Below are 20,592 nucleotides of genomic sequence, written 5' to 3' on the forward strand. Positions count from 1 at the left end.
CAGGGCATGCCTTCCTTATTTATTTTACCGTTGGCAATATTTTCGCCATGTTGACGGTGCGTTTTTTCTCCCATGTAGCCGGGTTGAACTCATCGAACTGCTCCAGGAAAGAGATGACTTCCTTCGTCAATGGTGTCGGCGTCGAAGCACCAGAAGTAACCGCCACATTTTTCTTTCCTCGCAGCCATTCAATGTCCAGCTCAGACAAATCAGCGATTCGATACGATGGTACATTCGCGATTTCTTCTGAGACCTGTGCCAAACGATTGGAGTTGTTGCTGCGCGGATCGCCTACGACGAGGCACAAATCTGCCTCTCCAACTTGCTCCGCTACAGCTTCCTGACGAACCTGTGTAGCGAGACAAATTTCATTATGCACTTCCACGCCTGGAAAACGCTGAAGAATGGCGTCCATCAGATGTTTGACATCCCATTGGCTCATGGTCGTCTGGTTCGTTACGATCAGCTTGTCTGTCGGCAGATCGAGCGCATCCAGCTCTTCCAGCTTTTGAACCAGATGTACGTGATCCGGCGCAATCCCCATCGCACCCTCTGGCTCTGGATGTCCTTTTTTGCCGATGTAGAGCACATGGTAGCCTTCTGCGACTTTTTCACGGATCAAATCATGTGTCTTCGTTACATCCGGGCAAGTCGCGTCGACGACGGTCAAGCCTTTATCGCGCGCTTTTTTGCGCACCTCAGGAGACACCCCATGGGCAGTGAAGATTACCGTTCCTTCGTGGACCTGATCCAAAAGAGCCAGTCGATCCTCTCCATCCAATGTTTTTATCCCTTGTTTTTCAAACGCCTCGACGACGTGAGCATTGTGTACGATCATGCCCAAGATATGAATTGGGCGGGGCAAGTCAAAGTTTTGCGCTGTTCGCAGTGCCAGCACCATGGCATCCACTACACCGTAACAATATCCACGGGGGGAAATCTTGATGACTTCCATCTTTACCCCTCCTACTTTTTATAATGCGTGAGCGAAAGACATTTCACCCCGTATTATACCTTATTTGTCTCCTGCACGCTTCTGTTCGTAAACCTTCAGATTATTGTAGACAACTTTTAAAAGGGGAGTAGACAAGCCTTTTTGTTCCGCTCTCTCCAAAAGATAGCCTTGAAGATGATCCGCTTCCACTGGAAGGCCTTTTTCCATATCACGCAGCATCGAAGATTTCGTTTGTGGACGCTGATTCTGGAAAGTCTCCATCTGCTTGTCGACGATATCTGGCTTGATCGGTGCCTCCAAAGCGTTCATGACAGATGCGATTTCGTCTGCGAGCTGACGTGTCAGCTCTACACCCCAAGCCGATTCCCGAATAGGTCCAACCGCGGAATTCATCAGCGTGGTAATACCGGAAAACGTCGCAATAAACAAGTATTTGTGCCAGGCTTCCCGTTGAATATTTGCGCTTGCACGCATCGTTCCCTTTATCTTGGAAAAGGCTTGCTCGATTCGCTCTACTCGTTCGCTTTTTCCGCCATCCCACTCACCGAAAACCGTATCATGGATCGGACTTGTCTGCACGACATCTCCGTCAGCATTCAGCGTCGTCTCAATGAAACAAAGACCTCCGAGCACGCGCTCCCGGCCAAACCGATCCCACAGTAGTTCCATATGTGCAATTCCGTTCAACAGCGGAATGACGACCGTGTCCTCGCCTACGTACGGAACGATGGCATCGACGCTATCTTCCAGTGTGTAAGCTTTATTGGACAAAAGCACAACATCAAAAGGTCCTGCTTCCTCCCCTGCTTGAATCAGTTGTGGCTGTTCCAAAAGCAAATCCCCATGAATGCTCTGTATGCGCAAGCCTCGCTCCTGCAACTGTTTGTATCTACGTGCGCGCACAAGAAACGTTACATCTACCCCAGATTCAACCAGCCTGCCACCAAAATAACCGCCAATGCCCCCCGCTCCCAGTACGAGAACCTTCATCTATACCGCCTCCGCGTTTATAAGTCATGGTTTGTCTTCATTTTATTAAAAAGTAACCATTTTCTAAACCCCACAATATAATGTTAGAAATTCTGACATCCAACGTAAGAAAACCTCTTGACGAACAATGAGAATTGTCGATATAATTCGGAATATAGAAATCAAGGAAAAACCGAACATTGATAATGAATTCATAACTTTAATTCGTGAATGGAGTGAATCATGTTGGATATGAAAACAGTCTTGTCCACAATTGACGCAGAAAAAGTGGAATATGTCGATTTTCGCATCGTTGACCTGCTCGGGCGCCAACACCATGTCACAGTTCCTGCCTACGCGGTAGATGAAGGAACATTCCGGAATGGCGTTGCATTTGACGGCTCCAGTCTAACTGGCTACAAGTCCATTGAAGAAAGCGACATGGTAGCTATGCCCGATCCAGCAACCGCCTTCATCGATCCATTCGTAGAAGCCAAAACCATGAATATCATCTGCAACATCGTCAATCCAGACAACACCGTCTACACACGCGATCCTCGCGGCATTGCCCTCAAGGCCGAAGCCTATTTGCAACAATCCGGCCTCGCTACCGCTGCTTACTTTGGTCCAGAATCCGAGTTCTTCCTCTTTGACAGCGTGCGCTATGCCTCCGGTCCGTCTGGCTCCTTCTTCCACATCGATTCAGAAGAAGCTTTCTGGAACACAGGAAAAGAAGGACAAAACCTCGGCTACAAAGTACGCAACAAGGGCGGATACTTCCCTGTTCAACCAACCGACTCCCAAATGGATATCCGCAATGAAATGTGCACGTTGATGACGAAATGCGGCATGCATGTAGAGCGTCATCACCATGAGGTGGCGACAGCCGGTCAAGGTGAGATTAATTTCCGCTTCGATACACTGACTCGTACAGCAGACAATTTATTGCTGTTCAAATACATTGTGCGTAATGTAGCTGCCAAACACGGCAAAACTGCTACCTTCATGCCAAAACCAATCGTTGGAGACAACGGATCTGGCATGCACGTTCACCAAAGCTTGTTTAACGGCGATACCCCGTTGTTCTATGAGCAAGGTGGTTACGCAAATCTAAGTGAGACTGCCCTGCACTACATTGGCGGTATTTTGCAACACGCCCCTGCACTGATCGCCTTGACGAACCCAAGCACCAACTCGTTCAAGCGTCTGGTTCCCGGCTACGAAGCACCCGTGAATTTGGTCTTCTCCAAAGGAAATCGCTCTGCTGCCGTTCGGATTCCGATTGCTGCCGTTACCCCAAAAGCGTCCCGCATTGAGTTCCGCACGCCGGACTCTACTGCTAACCCGTACTTGGCTTTTGCTGCCATGCTGATGGCTGGCCTCGATGGCATCAAGCGCAAGCTCGACCCGCGTGAACTTGGCTTCGGCCCAATGGATAAAAACATCTACGACTTGTCCGATGCGGAAAAACATGAAATCAAGAGCGCTCCCGCCTCTCTCGCGGAAGCACTTGTCGCACTTGAACAAGACCATGACTTCTTGCTCGAAGGGGATGTCTTCACAAAAGAAGTAATTGAAGGCTGGATTGCACAAAAACGCGGTGAGATCGAGCAAGTTGAGCGGACTGTGAATCCGAAAGAATATGAGCTGTATTACGACCTATAAGCAAAGAAACAGCCCTTCTCTGATGAGGAGGGCTTTCACATGCTCCCGAATAAAATGCTGTTTCCATTCACAAATTAAAGTTGTACTGCGAAAAAACAGATGATCGGATGAACATTTACAATGGTGAATCGAACGATATCTCGCTTGCTCATTTGTTTTGCGGCAATCCTTCTCCTAACCGTAAGCTTTCCAGTAGAAATCAAAATCGGTCAAAAAATCGTTTACGCTGAGCATTCGTTACCAATCATAAGCGACCAAGGGATTATTACGATTGAGGTTTATCCCAGAAAACACAAGTTAATCGTCAAAAAGCATGGAAAAACAATAAAAACGTATCCGGTCGCAGTTGGTAATCCTTCTACACCTACACCAGTTGGAGAATACAAAATCATATCCAAAGGAAAAGATTGGGGACCCTCATTCGGTCCACGATGGTTAGGTTTAAACGTCCCTTGGGGAATTTATGGCATCCACGGCACAAACAAGCCACACTCCATCGGACAGCATTTGAGCCATGGTTGTATCCGCATGCGAAACAACGATGTCATCGAACTGTTCAAGATGATTCCACTCGGAACAAAAGTAACGATTTATGGTCATGTATTGGGGGACCCGAGCCACGATCCTAGAGATTTAGCCGAAGGCGATGTTGGTGGAGATGTACAGCTCATCCAATCTCGATTGAAGAGCGCTGGTTATTATCATGGGGTATGCAATGGCAAGTTTCGATCCTCGACTACTGCAGCTCTAAAGAAATTTCAATATGATCGAAAATTAATACCAAACGGTGTCGTGTCCAAGAAGGTATACGAAGAGCTGGGATTGCTGGAATAGCTCCCGACAAGATTCGTGATCGACTACATGAACCTTCTAAACATGCTTCCTATCCCATTTGTTCCTTGGAACGTTCTGAACACCTCGTTTGCTATGCGAACACCATTTAAAAGGGTATCCATATCAAGGTTTAAATTGGAAACCCTTGGCGCTCGAGGCTCTTTTCTCGTCCTACGGCTTGTTTTTGCCCACTCTTGATAATACTGACCAAGGGATTCAGGATTTTTTTGCAGCTTTCTGACCGAGACCTTATTCGACTTGAGCCAGTCAGAAAACTCAGGGGTAAAACCATGAATTTTTCTAGCCACTTTTCACCCTCCCCTCCATTCATAAATGAATAATGCAAAGGGATTGTATGTCCCTTTGCATTACTCTTTTGCTAAACCCGTTTCCTAATCACAATCACATCCGACAATGACAAGCAAAACAAACAGAACCAGGATCAGAGCAAAGTCATCAAAGCCATTAAAGAAACCCATTCTGCCTCCTCCTTTCCTTAGACACAGTACTGTATGCGTTTCGCGGAAGTTTTGCCTGTACCATGACCTACTAAGCAAAAAGGACGCAAGCATTTGCCTGCGCCCTTTTTCATCCTATTGCAGTCCGATTTGGGATTTTACTTGCAGAATTCCGCCTCGGAAAGAAAAATTTGCATTTGCTCCAATCGTCCCTTCTCCCTCATACATGTAGACGATCGTGTGTCCTTCCTCTCCTGCTTTACGAACCTCAGCGAGCAGTTCGCCTTCCCCGCCCACTATTTTTTTTACTTCCTCAAAGCTCATCCCATTTTCAATCTGTTCAAATTCACTCTTCGTGATCGTCGCTTTCTCTGTTGCCGCAGGCGTAGTCGCTTCAGGTGCTGATGTAGCTGGGGTAGACAAAGATGAATGATAACCTAAGACTTTTCGGGCAGAAGAATACAAAAAGAGCCTCATACAAGGCTCTCTTTGCGTTGCAATTACTCTTTTACATAGAGCTGATACATCTCGGTTTCTTCATCCGTTGCTTTTGCGATTCGAAAAGCTTCTTCCACGCTTTTCTTGTTTTGAATTACCTCGTAGAAAAAGCGCAGTGCGAACATCAGCGCAGAATTTCCATCCGGGTAATCATCTGGCCCGATATACGTGTGGCAACCACTGTCCAGAAAGGCCTTCGCTAATTCGGGATCACCAAGCGAGCATCCGTTACCTAACACGATTTTTCCATCCAGCTTGGCAAAACGTCTAACCTCGTCAGGACCAAAATCACCCTTTGGTTCTCCTTCCTCGTAAACGTCCTCGCCCAGCTCTGGCATGATGAGGCTTCCCTCATCGCCATGGAAATTCAGAACAATCATGTCGGTATTTGGGTAAAGGTCGGTGCCATTCAATACATCAATTAAATCGCTTGGTCGACCAATCCAGTACGTAAAGACTCGAGCTCCAAAATACTCAAGTGTATTCCGGATTGCTTGGCTATCCAGGTCCGTATCCGGACCAACTACTAGGGCAACATTCATTTCTGGTTTACTCATCGTGATATTCCTCCATTTTGTTGTAAGTGGATTTTATTTGTGGGTAACAAAACCATTTACATGGAGGGGGTCGGGCCAACTGGTGAATGGCAAGACGTTACTTCTTGGTCATCATGAATAGGTAAACTCCTCTTCAATTGGAAATTTTTAAAATTTAAAGCAGTATATCACTCAAAATCCGGAATGTAAAGCTTTTCCACCTCGTTTTGCAGTAATTACGCAAACCCTTTTTTGATTTTGGACTTCATGTCACGATACAGCTCTCCGTATGTAATCGCATGCTCGATATGCGAATAGGAAAGCACGGAATCGCCATCCTTGCTCTCGCAGCACGCAAAGAACAAGCTTTCCATCAAATTGTGATTTTCGATGGAATTGGTAATATGGACGCAATCCTCAATCGAATCATGAGCGTCATGCTTGTACAAAAGAAATGTCCCTTCTTTGAACGCTCCTTTTTTGTTGGCATCTTTCCAAATGAGCATGCCCAAGGTAATAAAGTACCCTTCCTGGAAGCGGATGACCCCTGTAATGACAGAATTAATCGTGGTCGGAATGATCGCAATCGAGTCATTGAGCTGATTGACGTATTCATACAACGCTTTATTGGATTCTCGAAGATCAGCGATTGGTACATGAAGAAGCTGCTTGTCTCTTAATTTTTCTACGAGTTGCTGAACGCATAGCGTCTTATTCAAAGTTGAAATCACAACCTCATCACTTCTCCCATTGTAAGTAAGTGCCTTCTTTACGTTATTCGTGATGAATGGACATATCCCTACAAAATTCGCACAAATCTTCTTACCTTTTCAGCAAAAATCAAATTTTACCATATTTTATTTTTTTCACCACAACCAATCAAACAAACAAGCGTATAAACAATCAGATTGGTATAGGGGGGTACAGTTGTGAAACTCGCGGAAGCGTTAATCATTCGTGCCGATTATCAAAAACGGATCGAACAGTTGGGGCACCGTTTGCATAACAGCGCAAAGGTTCAGGAAGGCGAGCTTCCTCCTGAAAATCCTAACGATCTCTTATCTGAGCTGTATCAGTTGTTTGACCAGCTCGAACGTATTGTTCAGCAAATCAATCGAACCAATGCGTCTTGCCGCTTTAACGAGACAATGACGCTCTCCGATGCGTTAACCAAACGTGATGTTCTCGGTTCAAAACGCAATGAGCTGGCCGACCTGATCAAAGCAGCTACAGTCAAGCATGATCGCTACAGCCGTTCGGAGGTCAAGATTTGCTCGACTGTTAATATTGCCCAGTTGCAAAAGCAAGTCGACGAGCTGTCCAAGCAGTACCGGGAACTGGATGCAAGCATTCAACAATTCAACTGGTTAACGGAGCTGCAAGAAACCTGACGTAAGAGACATGGAAGTCGGTAGTCTGTCTGCAAAAGGCGAACACGTCCCCATTCAACAGGGTTAATGTTGAAAACTCATTGGTCGGGTCGAGGGGCAACCCTGAGGGTTCAAATCCCTCTCTTACATAAAACGCCCAGTAATGTGACATGAGTAATGCGTACAAGGTATTGTAACTACCGTGTGTTGATTTTGTCTGACAGACGAGGGTGGGTACGGGGATCATTCCATGAAAAAGCCCTTCACGCCTTTATGTGGCGAGAAGGGCTTTTTGGCGCAATTTTACGCCTTTCCTTTTAAATAATCATCTTTTAGCTTTTTTTCCTGCTCGACGGTAGTCATATCTTTCTCCAAAACTTGATACAACAGTTCATCCTTCACGCGGCGGGAAATTCCTTTTTCCTGATGATTCGGGACAGATGAACTCCCGACAGAATCTTCTTGTTCCATACTGCATACCTCCATGGCTTTTTGGGGTTAGCTTACCCGAAAGCGGCCACTCCATTCACCACACTCGCTGAACACTGAGCATTTTTCGCAGCTCGTCGACCGAACGTGGAATATTTCCGCCAAGTTCCCGCTTCCACTGCTCAGGGAGTGCCTCCCACACATCAACGAGCAACGGCATACCCAGATGAAGACTCTCCAGCATAGTTCTATTTTCCAATGCCTCCTGCGGATCTCCCGCAAACACAAGCCTGCCTTCATCCATGATGCAAATCCACTCTGCCCATTCAAAGGCAATATCCATATCATGTGTCGCCATCAAAACAGTCGTTCCTTGCCGGTGAATGGCATCGAGCTCCCGCAGTAAATTTTTCGTCTGATAGCGATCCAGATACGCAGTAGGCTCGTCCAACAGCAATAGCTCGGGCTCCATGACCATGACCCCTGCGAGTGCGAGACGCCGTTTTTGTCCCAGGCTCAAATGATGAATCGGAGCTTCTGCCAGCTCTCTCAACCCGAATGCATCCAGCACCTTTTCTACCTTTGCCCGGATTACGTCCACAGGCAGCTTTTGATTACATAAACCGTAGGATATATCTTCCGCGACCGTGCTTGCGATCAGCTGATGCTCGGGATCTTGAAAGACCAAACCTACCTTTTGCGTCATTTCTTGCAGGGCGGCTCGCTTGTAGACCAGCGGTTTCCCCTTCCACAGCACCTGTCCCTGCTGTGGCTCGATGATCCCGTTTCCATGCAAGAACAAGGTCGACTTCCCACAGCCATTTCGTCCCAAAAGGACACATTTTTTCCCCTCTGGAATCCATAAGGATAACCCAGACAGGACGGGTCCCCGCCCTCCCGGATACGTGTACTGCAAATCGATGAACTCTAACAACCGTGATGTCATAACCGCCAACCTCCTGTCCACCACTCAAGCAGTACCAGCAGCATACAACCTGCGATTGACTCCCATTCATAGCGTCGCGAGCGAGCGTGGGTATGAAACGCGAGCACCTGCATGCTCTCCCCGAAGCCTCTAGCCGCCATCCCTTTGTGCAAGGCTTCATATTTGCGCATCGCTCTGACAAACAATTGCGCAACGAGAACTCCTGCATCTCGAAGCGTCGCGCGGAAGCCGCGATGACCTCCACGAGAACGTTGGGCAATCCAGAGCTGGTGAGAAATCGTTACCAACACAAAAATAAACCGATACATGATCATTAATAAGTCAGTCACAATGACAGGCATACGGAGCCAGCGAAGCACCTGCAAGATTTCGGCAAACGGCACGGTAAACAAAATGAAGGCAAAGCAAGATAAGCTCCCCATGGTACGCCAAAATAAGATCCAAACTTTACTGAAGGAAGACATCGGCACATAGAGAACATACGAACCCAGTTCCCATACTGCCGCGACCTGGACCTGTACTTCTCCTGCCCTCGCTCCTTCTACCAAGAGGGCAGGGAGCCCCGCCATGAAAAACGAGAGCGACACGATCATAAAGGCACAGTAGATACGGACAGGAATACGGGCATACACTACTACCCATACCGTCATCCAGACAACGACCGCCATCTGCATCCATACATGTCCCACCAGGACGAGCAGTAACAATGCACTCGCCAGCAATAGCTTATGTGCTGGAGGCAGACGTTTCAGCCTGTTTTGATAAGAGAGAGAATCAAGTTGGAGCCCGTTCATTTTTTCCGCTTATCCAACCGACCTTTGTACAAACCCACAGCGTAGCCAACCACTCCCGCTCCCAACGCCGCCTGCACCGCAAACAATAGACTCTCCGTCTCTCCTCCTGGCGGTTCTATCAGCGGCTGGAACCACGGTTCGTAGTTCGGGGCAATTTCCTTGATCGCTTCCTCCGCCACGCCGTCTGCGCCGCCAAATTCCGAATCCTGCACCAGCAACAACGGGACAATCGCCAGTACGATTACCCCCAAGAGCAATAGCCAGTTCCATCCTTTTTTCACAGCGATTCCTCCCGTTTGAGCAAACGAAGCTGTGTAAGCTCTTTTGCGTTGTAAGATAACAACCAGTTCCAAACAAGAACGGTCAACAGCCCTTCACTGATTGCGAGCGGCACTTGCGTGAATGCAAAAATTCCTGCAAATTTGGCAAACGAGGCCAACACTCCACCAGATTCAGCCGGGAATGCGAGCGCCAGTTGAATGGAAGTCACCACATACGTAGCGAGGTCAGCCAAAGCAGCCGCCGCAAAAACAGCCAGACGCTGGCTTCCGCCCACTTTCATGATCATTCGATAGATTCCGTATGCCACCAGTGGTCCTACTACCGCCATGGATACAGCATTTGCTCCTAGCGTAGTCAAGCCTCCATGTGCCAAGAGCAAGGCTTGAAACAAGAGCACCATACTCCCTAACACAGACATCGCAAAAGGCCCAAACATAATGGCGCCAAGGCCTGTTCCAGTCGGGTGAGAGCTGCTGCCTGTAACCGAAGGGATTTTCAGTGCAGATAAAACAAACGCAAACGCTCCAGCAACGCCAATAAGGAGCTTCATTTCGGGATGTTCTTTTACAATCTTGTTAATCGAGCGAATCCCAAGTATAAAAAACGGCAAGAAGACAGCCCACCAAAATAAGGCCCAGGATAATGGCAAATACCCTTCCATGATGTGCATCGCATGTCCTGTCTCTGGTTCATTGAGCAAAAAATACAGGACAAACCCCGCGATCATCAGACCAGTAGATACCAGACGAGATCGATTCATGTTCCTTCCCCCTTCACTGACTTTCGTTCTATTCCTACAAACAAAAAAATCCCATCCATCACTGGACGAGATTGTGCACACAAAACAACAGACTGACTATACAGCCTCATTGCCCGTATTCACCGCTCCTTTCCGCGAAGGTTCTGTGGGTGTGGCTTATAGGTAGGTCTCCTGGCTTCCAGATCCATGCGCTCTTTGTCCTTCCCCATACGAAAATGAGTGGTTTCCTTCTCAAAGAGAGCTCCCTGGTTACAGTGGCGGGACCGCTCGGGACTTTCACCCGATTCCCTGTTACCCTTTATGCTTCACATAAAGGCACCTAACGCCGACAATATACAATTGACAGATAATTCATGTTTGTCCCACATCATTATACCGGATCACTACATAAATCGGAAGAATATAAGCGAAAACGCATAAGTCGATGCCCCACTACAAACGGAGCCATCGACCTATGCGTACTTGTTCTCTCTATTCTTTTGCGTCTACACCAATTACTTCACTAATATGTTTAAAACCATCCCGCTGCATGAGTTTGAGCAGCTTTTTGTTGATTTGCTTGGCAATACCTGGGCCCTGATAAATCATCCCTGTATACACCTGAATGAGACTGGCTCCTGCTCGGATTTTCGCGTAGGCATCTTCGCCGTTATAAATGCCCCCGACACCGATGATTGGTACCTTGTCTCCTACTTCTTGATAAATCTCCTTCACCCAAGCAGTGGAACGCTCCGTAAGAGGTCTTCCGCTCAAGCCGCCCGCTTCCTCGGCAAATCGATGTCCGGAAACCGCCTCGCGTGACAAGGTCGTATTGGTAGCGATAATTCCGGAAATGCCTTCTTCCACAGCAGCGTGAACAACATCGCGCATGTGCTCATCCGACATGTCTGGTGCTACTTTCAGCAATATCGGTTTTTTCTTGATGGAACGTGCTTCCATTTCAGATGCCTTTTCCCTTACTGCACGCACCAAATGACGCAAGCTCTCTGTTTCCTGCAAGTCACGCAGATTCGGGGTATTCGGAGAGCTGATGTTAATGACGAAGTAGTGACCGTATGCATAGAGCATGTCCATACATTTGCTATAGTCGATGGCCGCCTCTTCATTCGGCGTTACTTTGTTTTTTCCGATGTTAATCCCAATCGGAACATCTGAGTATGCGTAATCGACCAAATGCTGGGAAGCCAAATACGCACCGTGATTGTTGAAGCCCATCCGGTTAATGACAGCTTGATGTTCCGGCAAGCGGAACAAACGCGGCTTCGGATTGCCTGGCTGCCCCTGCGGCGTCAACGTCCCGATTTCCACAAACCCAAAACCAAGAGCACCTAACGCATGATAGACTTCTGCATTTTTATCAAAACCGGCTGCAAGTCCGACTGGATTCGGAAACGTCATTCCCCACAGCTTATTCTCCAATCGCTGGTCTTTTACCTGATAGATCATCTTCAGGATGCTTTTGCCTGGAGCAGAATCCTCCACCAGCCTTAAGGCACCAATTGTCTTTTCATGAATCTCTTCCGCATCTTGCTGGAATAGATATTTTCTTATGAGCTGATACATCGGCTGCACTCCTTACTCCGTTTCTACCTTTTTACCTCATAGTAGAATACCATACTTTTTCGGACGGATGTAACCTTTATACGTGATACATATTTCCAAGCAAGCAGGCAAATCCTAACAGCACCACCACGCACAGGGGGATAAGTCTTTCATGAAAGTGGACGGAAAAATCGGGATTGGTCAAGCCATTATGGTGATGATGCTGACGATCGGCATTACGAACCACGTAACCGTCATCCCCCTCTTATTGAGTAAAGCCGGAAGAGATGCTTGGTTGAGCGTGTTACTTGCTGGTATCCCTTTTTCCTTCTGGGCGTATTTGCTGTTTGTGGTTAATCGAAGTTTGGATCAACAATCTTTGTATGAATGGATTTCACAACGGTCAGGAAAAATCGTCAGCAATCTCTTGCTCGTTCCAATCATGATCTGCCTGTACCTAATGGCGCTGACGAATCTGATCGATACGCAAACTTGGACAACCGTAAACTACTTGCCTCGTACACCCGAGTGGGTGACCGCTTTAGCCTTGGTCGGGCTATGTGTACTCGCTTCTATTGGAGGTATGACCTCCGTTGGAATCACAGCAGGCGTCTTGCTCCCCGTAGTCGTGTTGCTCGGATTTTTCGTCGCTTTTGGCAATATTCCCAAAAAGGATTATAGTTTTTTGCTCCCGCTTTTCCAAAACGGTTTTCGTCCGCTGCTACATGGGATGCTTTACGTTGGCGGCGGTTTCACCGAGCTGTTTCTGCTCCTTTTGCTCCAGCATCACGTTCGAAAGCCGTTTCGTCTCGTACACTTTTTTGTCATGCTCGGTATCACGCTGCTGTTGACACTCAGCCCACTGACAGGAGCAATTGCAGAATTTGGACCTGTGGAGTCCGCTCGTCAACGTTTTCCTGCATTTGAACAATGGCGGCTACTCACAATCGGAAAAGACATCGAGAACATGGAGTTTTTCTCGATTTTTCAATGGCTTTCTGGTGCTTTTATTCGAATAACGCTTTGCCTGATTCTTTTAGGAGATTTGATCACGATACGAACTCGAAAGCAACGCAAATTCATGATGCTGTTTTTCGGCGGAAGCATGATCGCCTTCACCAGCCTCCCTTACAGCGACATGCAATTCGTAGCCTTCTTATCGCGTGTATACTACCCACTTTACTTCGTCACCATGATTGTTGTCTCACTCGCGCTCATCCTGCTATCCCTGCGCAAACCATCCAGACAGGAGGAGGCCCCTTATGACCCTTGAAGAGGAACTGCGGGAAAAACTCGCGCATTGTGCGGACGTCGTTTTTTTGCGCACGGTCACATCTGAGGACCAGCCTGTATTGATGCTTTATTGCGAAGGACTTGCAGACATTCGTCAATTACAAGATACGGCGCTGCCGCAATTGGAGCGATTCCTGGCTATTGGTGATTTGCGCTCCCTGCCTCTTTTCCCACTCTTCACGAACCCAGAGTTGTGGGTGGAGCGACTGTTTGCAGGAGATTTGCTGATTTTCATTGGAGACTCCCCTCCATTCGCTTGGGACATCTCCAATCGGCCGGAGCGTGGCCCTGAGGAAGCCAATACAGAGATATCGATCAAAGGTCCCCGCGACGGCTTCGTCGAGGATCTCTCCACAAACGTGGCTCTCATCCGCAAGCGTCTGCGAACAATTACCCTGGCCTACGAGCCTTTTATTCTCGGAACGCGCTCGCGTACAAGAGTTGCGATGATGTATATCACAGATGGGGTATCTTCGGATCTCGTGGAGATGATGCGCGAGAGGCTCCTCAATTGTAGGTCAAAAAAAATCTTGAATAGCGCTATCCTGGAAAAATTACTCAGTGACAATACTCGTTCGCTGTTTCCGTTAGTTGATTATACGGGACGTCCTGACTTTGCGATTTACATGCTCTTGCAAGGTAAAGTGATCGTGTTGATAGACGGCTCACCCTTGGCAATCGTGGCACCTGTTACCTTGCTCGAACTAATCAAATCTCCCGAAGATGATCAGTATCCTGTTACTTATGTATGGCTGGAACGCATGCTGCGCCTGGGTGGATTTTGGATCGCAATCTTTCTGCCTGGCTTTTGGATTGCCCTGTCGGCCTATAATGTAGAGCAATATCCTTTTCAATTGCTCGCTACCGTTACACAAGGCCGAAAAGGACTGCCGTTTTCCGCGCCGATGGAGCTATTTATTATCTTGTTTATCTTTGAATTTCTGCGCGAGGCAGGTGCCCGTTTGCCCAAAAACGTCGGGCAGACACTAGCATTAGTCGGCGCACTGATTATCGGGGATGCTTCCATTCGTGCAGGACTGACATCGCCCTCCATGCTGTTTATCGGCTCCCTTACAGTCGTTGCCTCCTTCACACTGGTCAACCAGGCATTAAGCGGAGCCGTTACCGTGGCTCGTTTTGCTGTTTTCTTCCTTTCCGCAACCATCGGCATGTACGGCTTTATCCTCGGAAATATTGCCATCGTATACTATTTGTCTACCTTGACGTCCTTTGGCAGATCGTATATTTTGATGGGTTCATCCAACTCCTTGTCCACACTGCTCATAGTCTTGTTCAAATCCATGACCAGTTTTTTTCGAACGAGATCGGCTAAGGGTGGCGATCATAAATGAAGGGCATGCGGATTGCTTCTGCTATGCTGCTGTTAGCAACGACTCTTCTTAGCGGCTGCTGGGACCAGAAATCGATTCAGGACCTTCGCTACTTATCTGCTATTGGCATTGATTACGTCAACAATGAATATGTTTTATACGCCCAATCCACCGATCTGTCTACCGTCGCCAAGCAGGAGTCATCGACCACCCTTCAAGCACCACCTGCGACCATTTCGATCGGAAAAGGGAAAACACTTCAGTCTGCCTTTGATAACCTGCAAAAAAATGCGCAGGTACCCGTATTTCTAGGCTTTGTATCCTCCCTCGTCTTTCATGAGCGAATCTTGCAAAAGGGAGTGATCTCCACCCACGATATTATGAATCGATACGGACTGATTCGTTACACCAAATGGGTATTCGGAACGCGGGAGCCGATTGACAGAGTATTAAGCTCTCATTCTTTGGTTGGATTTTCTCCATTGGACTCTCTCTTGCATCAGCCAAAGGATGTTTACGAGCAGCGTTCGTTTATCGAGCCGATCCAATTTTATCGGTTTATCTCGAACTTTTGGGAGCCGTCAAACACCGTGTTATTACCAAACATCACGCTGTACGAGCGTTCCTGGAAAGAAAATAACCGTTTCATTTCTCGTCTATCCATCGATGGCATCCACGCCATTCATCGTGCAAATTGGCAGGGGTATTTCCCCAATCGTGATTTAATGGGGATTCGGTGGATGAATAGTAACACGAAATTTGCTGGGCTCATTGTGAGACAAAACAACACTCCCAAAGCAACAATGCGCATTGAGCACGTCCAATTGGACATCACTCCGATTACCACCGGAGAGCATCCTCGTTATCAGGTCAATGTCCGACTTAATGGGTTCGTTCGCGAAATGATGAGTCCTGTTACGCCTGCTTTCGTACGAAAAAACTCCGAAGAACAGATAGCCGAGCAAATTCGCGGGACGTTTCTAAAAGGAGTCAAAGCAGGGGTTGATCTCTATAGCTTGGAGGAAAGTTTGTTTAAAAAAGACTACCAAGCATGGCGAAAATACGAAATTCGCAAGCACAATAAGCTCACGCCTGATTCCCTGGCCCAAATTCAAGTCCACATGTTCTTAAGTGATTCTGGAAAAATGAAGATGGACTCGGTCAAATACCCTGACCCGCTTGGGCCGAATAAATAAAAAAACTGCTTGCCGAAGCTCGGACAAGCAGTTTCTTCTTTCTATTTACCGTTGAAGCTAGTTTTTCACCAGCAAAACTTCTTCAATAGAAGCATACGGCAGGTTATGCGCATCAGCGACAGCTTTGTAAGCGACTTTGCCGTCGATGACGTTTACGCCTTTTGCCAATGCTTTGTTGTCGCGAATTGCTTGTGCGTAGCCTTTGTTCGCCAATTGTACCGCGTAAGGAACGGTTACGTTGGTCAGGGCCAATGTAGATGTACGAGCGACTGCGCCAGGCATGTTGGCTACCGCGTAGTGAATCACACCGTGCTTCTCATAGGTTGGCTTGTCATGAGTAGTGATGCGGTCAACGGTTTCAATCGATCCGCCTTGGTCAATCGCAACGTCTACGATCACAGAACCAGGTGACATCTCTTTTACCATGTCTTCTGTTACCAGACGTGGAGCACGAGCACCTGGAATGAGTACAGCGCCTACCAGCAAATCTGCTTTTTTCACAGCGTTTGCGATGTTGAAGGAATTGGACATCAGCGTCTGAACGCGACCTTGGAACAAGTCATCCAGTTGGCGCAGACGGTCTGCGTTTACATCGATGATCGTCACATTTGCACCCAGTCCAAGCGCCATTTTCGCTGCGTTCGTCCCTACGATCCCGCCGCCGATTACGACTACCTCGCCTTTTGGTACGCCTGGTACGCCACCGAGCAGAACACCTTTTCCACCGTATTGCTTTTCCAAGAATTGTGCGCCGATTTGAACGGACATGCGGCCTGCTACTTCAGACATCGGCATCAACAGAGGCAGAGCGCCATTGTCGAGCTGAATGGTTTCGTAAGCGATTGCAATCACTTTTTTGTCGATCAATTCACGAGTCAATTCAGGCTCTGGTGCGAGATGCAAATACGTAAACAGAATCAGACCCTCGCGGAAATATCCGTATTCAGCAGGGAGTGGTTCTTTTACTTTCATTACCATGTCAGACGCCCATGCCTCTGCTGCTGTTTCTACGATCTCAGCGCCTACTGCCTTGTAATCTTCATTCGTAAAACCACTGCCTTGCCCTGCACTTGTTTCTACACGAACGGAATGTCCGTTTTGTACCAGAGCAGCTACACCTGCCGGGGTAATGGCTACGCGGTTCTCATTATTTTTAATTTCTTTTGGAATTCCAACGATCATGATAAGTATGTCCTCCTTGGAAACGCCAATTTCTTTGCGGTTACTATTATTGTACAGCGTATCTTCGGGCATACTCCTTGGAGATTCCTTTAATTTTAGCGTCTTTTCATTTGTGAAAATTCACAAACAAACTACTGTTCCCCATCTAATTTGGCTATTTTCAACTCTAAATATAAGGCAGCCCGCTGGTTCATATTGTCGAGATCGACACGCATGATCTCCTCAATTCTTCTCAGTCGGTAGCTCAACGTATTAATGTGGATATGCAGGCGCTCTGCTGTCTTGTTGACCTTGCCAGCGGCATCCAAAAAAGTCTCCAATGTCGTCAAGAGCGTGGTCTGGTTGTCGCGATCGTACTGTCTGAGCTTTTCCAGCCGTTCATTCTGGTAGCCCTGCTCCTCTTCCCACTGCTTCAGTTGTAGTAGATATCGATAAATCCCTAGCTCGTGATACCCGTGAATCCCCTCATTTTCCTGCGGAAACAGCTTTTTGATCTTGAGCGCATGCAGCGCTTCCCTGTAGCTTTTCACAATATCCGTATAAGACTTGTAATCTCTCCCGTACCCAGCAATTACCTGGCGTCCTTCCGTGACATGTGCTTCGAGCTTGCCGAGCGAGTCGGCGAGGAACTGTTCCACCTTGCGAATGAGCACGTCACTCTTGTCTTTTTTCGCATCGGACAAACCGATCAATAAGATAATTTGCGAGCCGTCGACAACCCAGAGCAGCTTGTCACGCATTAGCAACGGATACAAGTACTGGTCCAGACGGGCTCCTGCCGCTTCAATAATACAAATTAAATAAGAGGTCGGAAGCTGCATCTGCAAGGTGTCCGCTTTTTGGCGAATGGCAGCCTCACTACTGTGATTCCCCAGCAACAGCTCCCATAGAAATTCCTTGCGTCGCTGCTCCTCCGCCTTGCGTTTTCCCTGCCGTTGGATGAGACGCGAGACGGCTACGCGTGCTGCCTGACGAAGAATTTCATCATCGTCTCGGGTAATTGGTCGATTCACCTCTTGTGCCCAAATGTAACCGAGCACGTCGCTCCCTCTGCGAATGGCTATCGCCACACGCTTACCCAAACCGATTTCGTCCTTGGCCGGGATGTGTACGGGGTCGTCTTGCGTTAACAGCTCCTGAAATACGCCGTCCTTCCAAAGGCGCGTCAGCACTTTTTCCGGTACCCGTCGCCCCATGATGGTAGACCAGCGCGCTTCATCTGTGCTTTCTCCGTGTGAGCTGTAAGCAATCAGTTTATGATCGGCATCTTCAACCGTTATCGGATTTTGCAAAAGTTCTCCAATGACATCAGCTAATTCTTCGATATCAGCATGCTGATACTGTTGAAAATAGTTAGGCTCTACGGGCACACTTTCACCTCTTTACCGCTCTTTTCTACGCGTTCCTCTATTATAGTAGAAAACATGACTTCGCTAAATGCTCTCGGTCAATTAATAAGAAGCGGTCGGAATCATGTCGCTGTCATGCGAATTGACACAAAGGAATCTGGTGACCTCTCCTGTACGGTTCACCCAGTTGTGCGGAACGGATGAATCCATGTGAATGCTGTCGCCAGGGAACAAATCATGCTCCTCTTCCCCCAGCAAAAGAGTCAACACACCTTCAAGGACGTAGATAAACTCTTGCCCCTTATGTACAAAAGGCGTGCCTTTTTCTCCATGCGGTGAAAGCGTGACAAGAATCGGTACCAGCGACGGATTCTCCAAATCACCGGACAGGTCCTCATACACAAAAGGCGCATGCAAAAGCCCAGACCGCTCTTTGCTCGCTCTGCGTACCTGCCCATTCCCTCCACTCGACTCACCCGAAAAGAAATAGCCTGGGCTCACTCCCAAGGCTTCCGAAATTTTTTTCAATGACTCTAGCGTAATGGAAGACTTCCCACGCTCTACTTGGGACAAAAAGCTGATCGACAGCTGTGTTTTTTCCGCAATTTGTTTGAGTGTCTTCTTTTTGCCGACACGAAGCGATTTGATTAATACACCAATGGTAGGTTCCATTTGCATACCTCGCCGTAAAAAGGATAGGTCTATCATACTCTTTCCCGAAAAAAGTTGTAAAGTTAGCATAAGTATCAATTTTTACTATTGCCACAAATTGTGTTGCATTTTATAATCTTTATTATTATCAGATTTGTAATCGTTTTATTTGTGAAAATTGAAGTACTACTTCACTCTGAAATTGAAGTGACACTTCAATATCTACCGACAAAGGAGGATTACCCGATGGCATTACAAACACAAGCGGGCGTTTCCAAAAAGGTTCAAAACAAAGCGTTGGTCGCGAGCCTGATTGGCAGCTCCATTGAATGGTTTGACTTTTTTCTGTATGGAACCATGGCATCGCTCGTATTCAACAAGCTATTTTTTCCTTCGTCTGATCCAACTGTAGGCTTACTGCTCTCTTATCTCTCATTTGGTCTTCCCTTTTTCATCCGGCCTTTAGGTGGCGTGATCTTCAGTCATATCGGGGACAAAATCGGTCGTAAAAAGACGCTGGTCTTGACGTTGTCGCTGATGGGAGGTGCTACCGTCTTAATCGGCTTGCTGCCTGATTACAATGCTATTGGCATCTGGGCTCCGATTCTTCTCGTCATGATGCGTTTGATTCAGGGCTTAGGGATCGGCGGCGAATGGGGAGGCGCATTGCTTCTCGCCGTAGAGTACTCCGGCAAAGGCAGACGCGGCTTTTTTGGGAGTATCCCGCAAATGGGTGTAACGATCGGTATGCTTCTCGGTACGTTGGCCATTTCTTTAATGAGTGCGCTTCCCGATGATCAATTCATGTCTTGGGGCTGGCGAATTCCGTTTCTATTGAGTGCAGCGCTCGTCTTTTTAGGACTCTGGATTCGCAATGGCATCGATGAAACGCCAGCTTTTCAAGAAGCAAAAAAGACGGGGAACATTGCGAAAGTTCCCATCGTAGATACATTTCGCTATCACTGGAAAGCTGTTCTGATTGCCGTCGGAGCCAAAGTGGTAGAAACGGCACCGTTCTATATTTTCTCGACGTTTATTATTGCCTACGCGACGAACTACTTGGGCTACGACCGAATAACGGTACTCAATGCCGTGACGATCGCCACATTAGTGACAACCATCGCGATTCCGTACATGGGCATGCTGTCAGATAAAGTAGGAAGAAAGCCTTTGTATGTCGTGGGAACGATAGCGATGATGCTGTTTGCATTCCCTTACTTTTATATGCTGTCATTGAAATCAGCTCTCTGGCTTACCGTCGCTACAGTCATCGGACTCGGGATTCTCTGGGCTCCGGTCACAGCTGTATTGGGTACGATGTTCTCCGAGATTTTCAGTACAAATGTACGCTATACTGGGGTAACGGTTGGCTACCAGCTCGGTGCTGCTTTGGCAGGCGGTACTGCTCCACTGATCGCTACTGCCTTGTTAAGCTCCTTTAACTCGTGGGTGCCAATCGCTTTGTACATTGTCATTTCCGGGGTTATTTCTCTCATTGCGGTTTCTGCTACGAAGGAAACAAAGGATTTGGATTTGGACGAATCCTGATGGA

The 20,592-nt window shown here is 47.6% G+C and carries 23 protein-coding genes and 1 riboswitch; of the genes, 7 read left to right on the forward strand and 16 right to left on the reverse strand.

The window, feature by feature from the left end; all coding sequences use genetic code 11:
* Positions 1-19: 19 nt before the first annotated feature.
* Both AB432_RS25340 and AB432_RS25345 read right to left on the reverse strand, forming a co-directional pair.
* Positions 20-955, reverse strand: coding sequence for a 4-hydroxy-3-methylbut-2-enyl diphosphate reductase (locus AB432_RS25340; RefSeq protein WP_048034646.1), 936 nt, complete (start codon positions 953-955; stop codon positions 20-22).
* Positions 956-1,015: 60 nt separating this feature from the next.
* Positions 1,016-1,945: a ketopantoate reductase family protein gene (locus AB432_RS25345; protein ID WP_048034647.1), complete on the reverse strand. Its 930-nt coding sequence runs from the start codon at positions 1,943-1,945 to the stop codon at positions 1,016-1,018.
* A 225-nt stretch (positions 1,946-2,170) separates the two neighbouring features.
* On the opposite strand from AB432_RS25345, the gene glnA reads away from it, so the two are divergent.
* Positions 2,171-3,589 (forward strand): type I glutamate--ammonia ligase, encoded by a 1,419-nt coding sequence (glnA, locus tag AB432_RS25350; RefSeq protein WP_048035959.1) that lies wholly within the window; start codon positions 2,171-2,173, stop codon positions 3,587-3,589.
* Positions 3,590-3,709: 120 nt separating this feature from the next.
* Positions 3,710-4,423 (forward strand): L,D-transpeptidase family protein, encoded by a 714-nt coding sequence (locus tag AB432_RS25355; protein WP_048034648.1) that lies wholly within the window; start codon positions 3,710-3,712, stop codon positions 4,421-4,423.
* A 23-nt stretch (positions 4,424-4,446) separates the two neighbouring features.
* On the opposite strand, the gene AB432_RS25360 is transcribed toward AB432_RS25355, so the two are convergent.
* The 5 genes from AB432_RS25360 to AB432_RS25380 form a co-directional block, all read right to left on the reverse strand.
* A complete protein-coding gene (locus tag AB432_RS25360) occupies positions 4,447-4,731 on the reverse strand; it encodes a hypothetical protein (protein WP_048034649.1) in 285 nt (94 codons plus the stop codon).
* Between the two features lie 84 nt (positions 4,732-4,815).
* Positions 4,816-4,995 (reverse strand): sporulation protein YjcZ, encoded by a 180-nt coding sequence (gene yjcZ, locus AB432_RS31570; protein ID WP_082195998.1) that lies wholly within the window; start codon positions 4,993-4,995, stop codon positions 4,816-4,818.
* A 21-nt stretch (positions 4,996-5,016) separates the two neighbouring features.
* Complete coding sequence (locus AB432_RS25370; RefSeq protein WP_235617549.1) at positions 5,017-5,358, reverse strand: hypothetical protein; 342 nt, start codon at positions 5,356-5,358, stop codon at positions 5,017-5,019.
* Between the two features lie 23 nt (positions 5,359-5,381).
* Positions 5,382-5,936 (reverse strand): hypothetical protein, encoded by a 555-nt coding sequence (locus AB432_RS25375; RefSeq protein WP_048034650.1) that lies wholly within the window; start codon positions 5,934-5,936, stop codon positions 5,382-5,384.
* A 215-nt stretch (positions 5,937-6,151) separates the two neighbouring features.
* Positions 6,152-6,646, reverse strand: coding sequence for a hypothetical protein (locus AB432_RS25380; protein ID WP_048034651.1), 495 nt, complete (start codon positions 6,644-6,646; stop codon positions 6,152-6,154).
* Positions 6,647-6,844: 198 nt separating this feature from the next.
* Between AB432_RS25380 and AB432_RS25385 the strand changes: the two genes are divergently transcribed.
* Positions 6,845-7,306: a DIP1984 family protein gene (locus AB432_RS25385; RefSeq protein WP_048034652.1), complete on the forward strand. Its 462-nt coding sequence runs from the start codon at positions 6,845-6,847 to the stop codon at positions 7,304-7,306.
* A 282-nt stretch (positions 7,307-7,588) separates the two neighbouring features.
* Here the strand turns inward: AB432_RS25385 and AB432_RS30910 are convergent, their stop codons facing one another.
* From AB432_RS30910 to AB432_RS25410, 6 genes are all read right to left on the reverse strand, one after another.
* The gene (locus AB432_RS30910; RefSeq protein WP_173629170.1) at positions 7,589-7,756 is read right to left on the reverse strand and encodes a hypothetical protein; all 168 of its coding nucleotides are present in this window, start codon (positions 7,754-7,756) and stop codon (positions 7,589-7,591) included.
* Positions 7,757-7,811: 55 nt separating this feature from the next.
* Positions 7,812-8,660: an energy-coupling factor ABC transporter ATP-binding protein gene (locus AB432_RS25390; protein ID WP_048034653.1), complete on the reverse strand. Its 849-nt coding sequence runs from the start codon at positions 8,658-8,660 to the stop codon at positions 7,812-7,814.
* The gene (gene cbiQ, locus AB432_RS25395) at positions 8,657-9,454 is read right to left on the reverse strand and encodes a cobalt ECF transporter T component CbiQ (RefSeq protein ID WP_048034654.1); all 798 of its coding nucleotides are present in this window, start codon (positions 9,452-9,454) and stop codon (positions 8,657-8,659) included. Before cbiQ ends, AB432_RS25390 begins: the two co-directional genes overlap by 4 nt.
* Positions 9,451-9,735 (reverse strand): energy-coupling factor ABC transporter substrate-binding protein, encoded by a 285-nt coding sequence (locus AB432_RS25400; protein WP_007718520.1) that lies wholly within the window; start codon positions 9,733-9,735, stop codon positions 9,451-9,453. The genes cbiQ and AB432_RS25400 overlap by 4 nt, the downstream gene beginning before the upstream one ends.
* Positions 9,732-10,496 carry an energy-coupling factor ABC transporter permease gene (locus tag AB432_RS25405; protein WP_048034655.1) on the reverse strand — a complete coding sequence of 255 codons (765 nt, stop codon included), beginning with the start codon at positions 10,494-10,496 and terminating at the stop codon, positions 9,732-9,734. Before AB432_RS25405 ends, AB432_RS25400 begins: the two co-directional genes overlap by 4 nt.
* Positions 10,497-10,639: 143 nt before the next feature.
* A riboswitch (cobalamin riboswitch) is annotated at positions 10,640-10,834 on the reverse strand.
* Between the two features lie 133 nt (positions 10,835-10,967).
* Complete coding sequence (locus AB432_RS25410; RefSeq protein WP_048034656.1) at positions 10,968-12,059, reverse strand: quinone-dependent dihydroorotate dehydrogenase; 1,092 nt, start codon at positions 12,057-12,059, stop codon at positions 10,968-10,970.
* 151 nt (positions 12,060-12,210) lie between these two features.
* Here AB432_RS25410 and AB432_RS25415 point away from each other — a divergent pair, with 151 nt between their 5' ends.
* Genes AB432_RS25415 through AB432_RS25425 form a run of 3 tightly spaced genes read left to right on the forward strand, consistent with a single transcriptional unit; the run spans position 12,211 to position 15,858 of the window.
* A complete protein-coding gene (locus tag AB432_RS25415; RefSeq protein WP_048034657.1) occupies positions 12,211-13,311 on the forward strand; it encodes a GerAB/ArcD/ProY family transporter in 1,101 nt (366 codons plus the stop codon).
* On the forward strand, positions 13,301-14,683 hold the full coding sequence (locus AB432_RS25420; protein WP_048034658.1) for a spore germination protein: 1,383 nt from the start codon (positions 13,301-13,303) through the stop codon (positions 14,681-14,683). Before AB432_RS25415 ends, AB432_RS25420 begins: the two co-directional genes overlap by 11 nt.
* On the forward strand, positions 14,680-15,858 hold the full coding sequence (locus tag AB432_RS25425; protein WP_048034659.1) for a Ger(x)C family spore germination protein: 1,179 nt from the start codon (positions 14,680-14,682) through the stop codon (positions 15,856-15,858). The genes AB432_RS25420 and AB432_RS25425 overlap by 4 nt, the downstream gene beginning before the upstream one ends.
* A 57-nt stretch (positions 15,859-15,915) precedes the next feature.
* Here AB432_RS25425 and ald read toward each other — a convergent pair whose 3' ends face one another.
* From ald to AB432_RS25440, 3 genes are all read right to left on the reverse strand, one after another.
* Positions 15,916-17,040, reverse strand: coding sequence for an alanine dehydrogenase (gene ald / locus AB432_RS25430; protein ID WP_047073211.1), 1,125 nt, complete (start codon positions 17,038-17,040; stop codon positions 15,916-15,918).
* A gap of 131 nt (positions 17,041-17,171) precedes the next feature.
* Positions 17,172-18,410 (reverse strand): PucR family transcriptional regulator, encoded by a 1,239-nt coding sequence (locus AB432_RS25435; RefSeq protein ID WP_048034660.1) that lies wholly within the window; start codon positions 18,408-18,410, stop codon positions 17,172-17,174.
* 81 nt (positions 18,411-18,491) lie between these two features.
* Positions 18,492-19,061 (reverse strand): helix-turn-helix domain-containing protein, encoded by a 570-nt coding sequence (locus AB432_RS25440; protein WP_048034661.1) that lies wholly within the window; start codon positions 19,059-19,061, stop codon positions 18,492-18,494.
* Between the two features lie 225 nt (positions 19,062-19,286).
* Here AB432_RS25440 and AB432_RS25445 point away from each other — a divergent pair, with 225 nt between their 5' ends.
* Positions 19,287-20,588 carry an MFS transporter gene (locus tag AB432_RS25445; RefSeq protein WP_048034662.1) on the forward strand — a complete coding sequence of 434 codons (1,302 nt, stop codon included), beginning with the start codon at positions 19,287-19,289 and terminating at the stop codon, positions 20,586-20,588.
* Positions 20,589-20,592 lie beyond the last annotated feature (4 nt).

Source organism: Brevibacillus brevis (assembly GCF_001039275.2).
GTDB classification, from domain to species: domain Bacteria; phylum Bacillota; class Bacilli; order Brevibacillales; family Brevibacillaceae; genus Brevibacillus; species Brevibacillus brevis_C.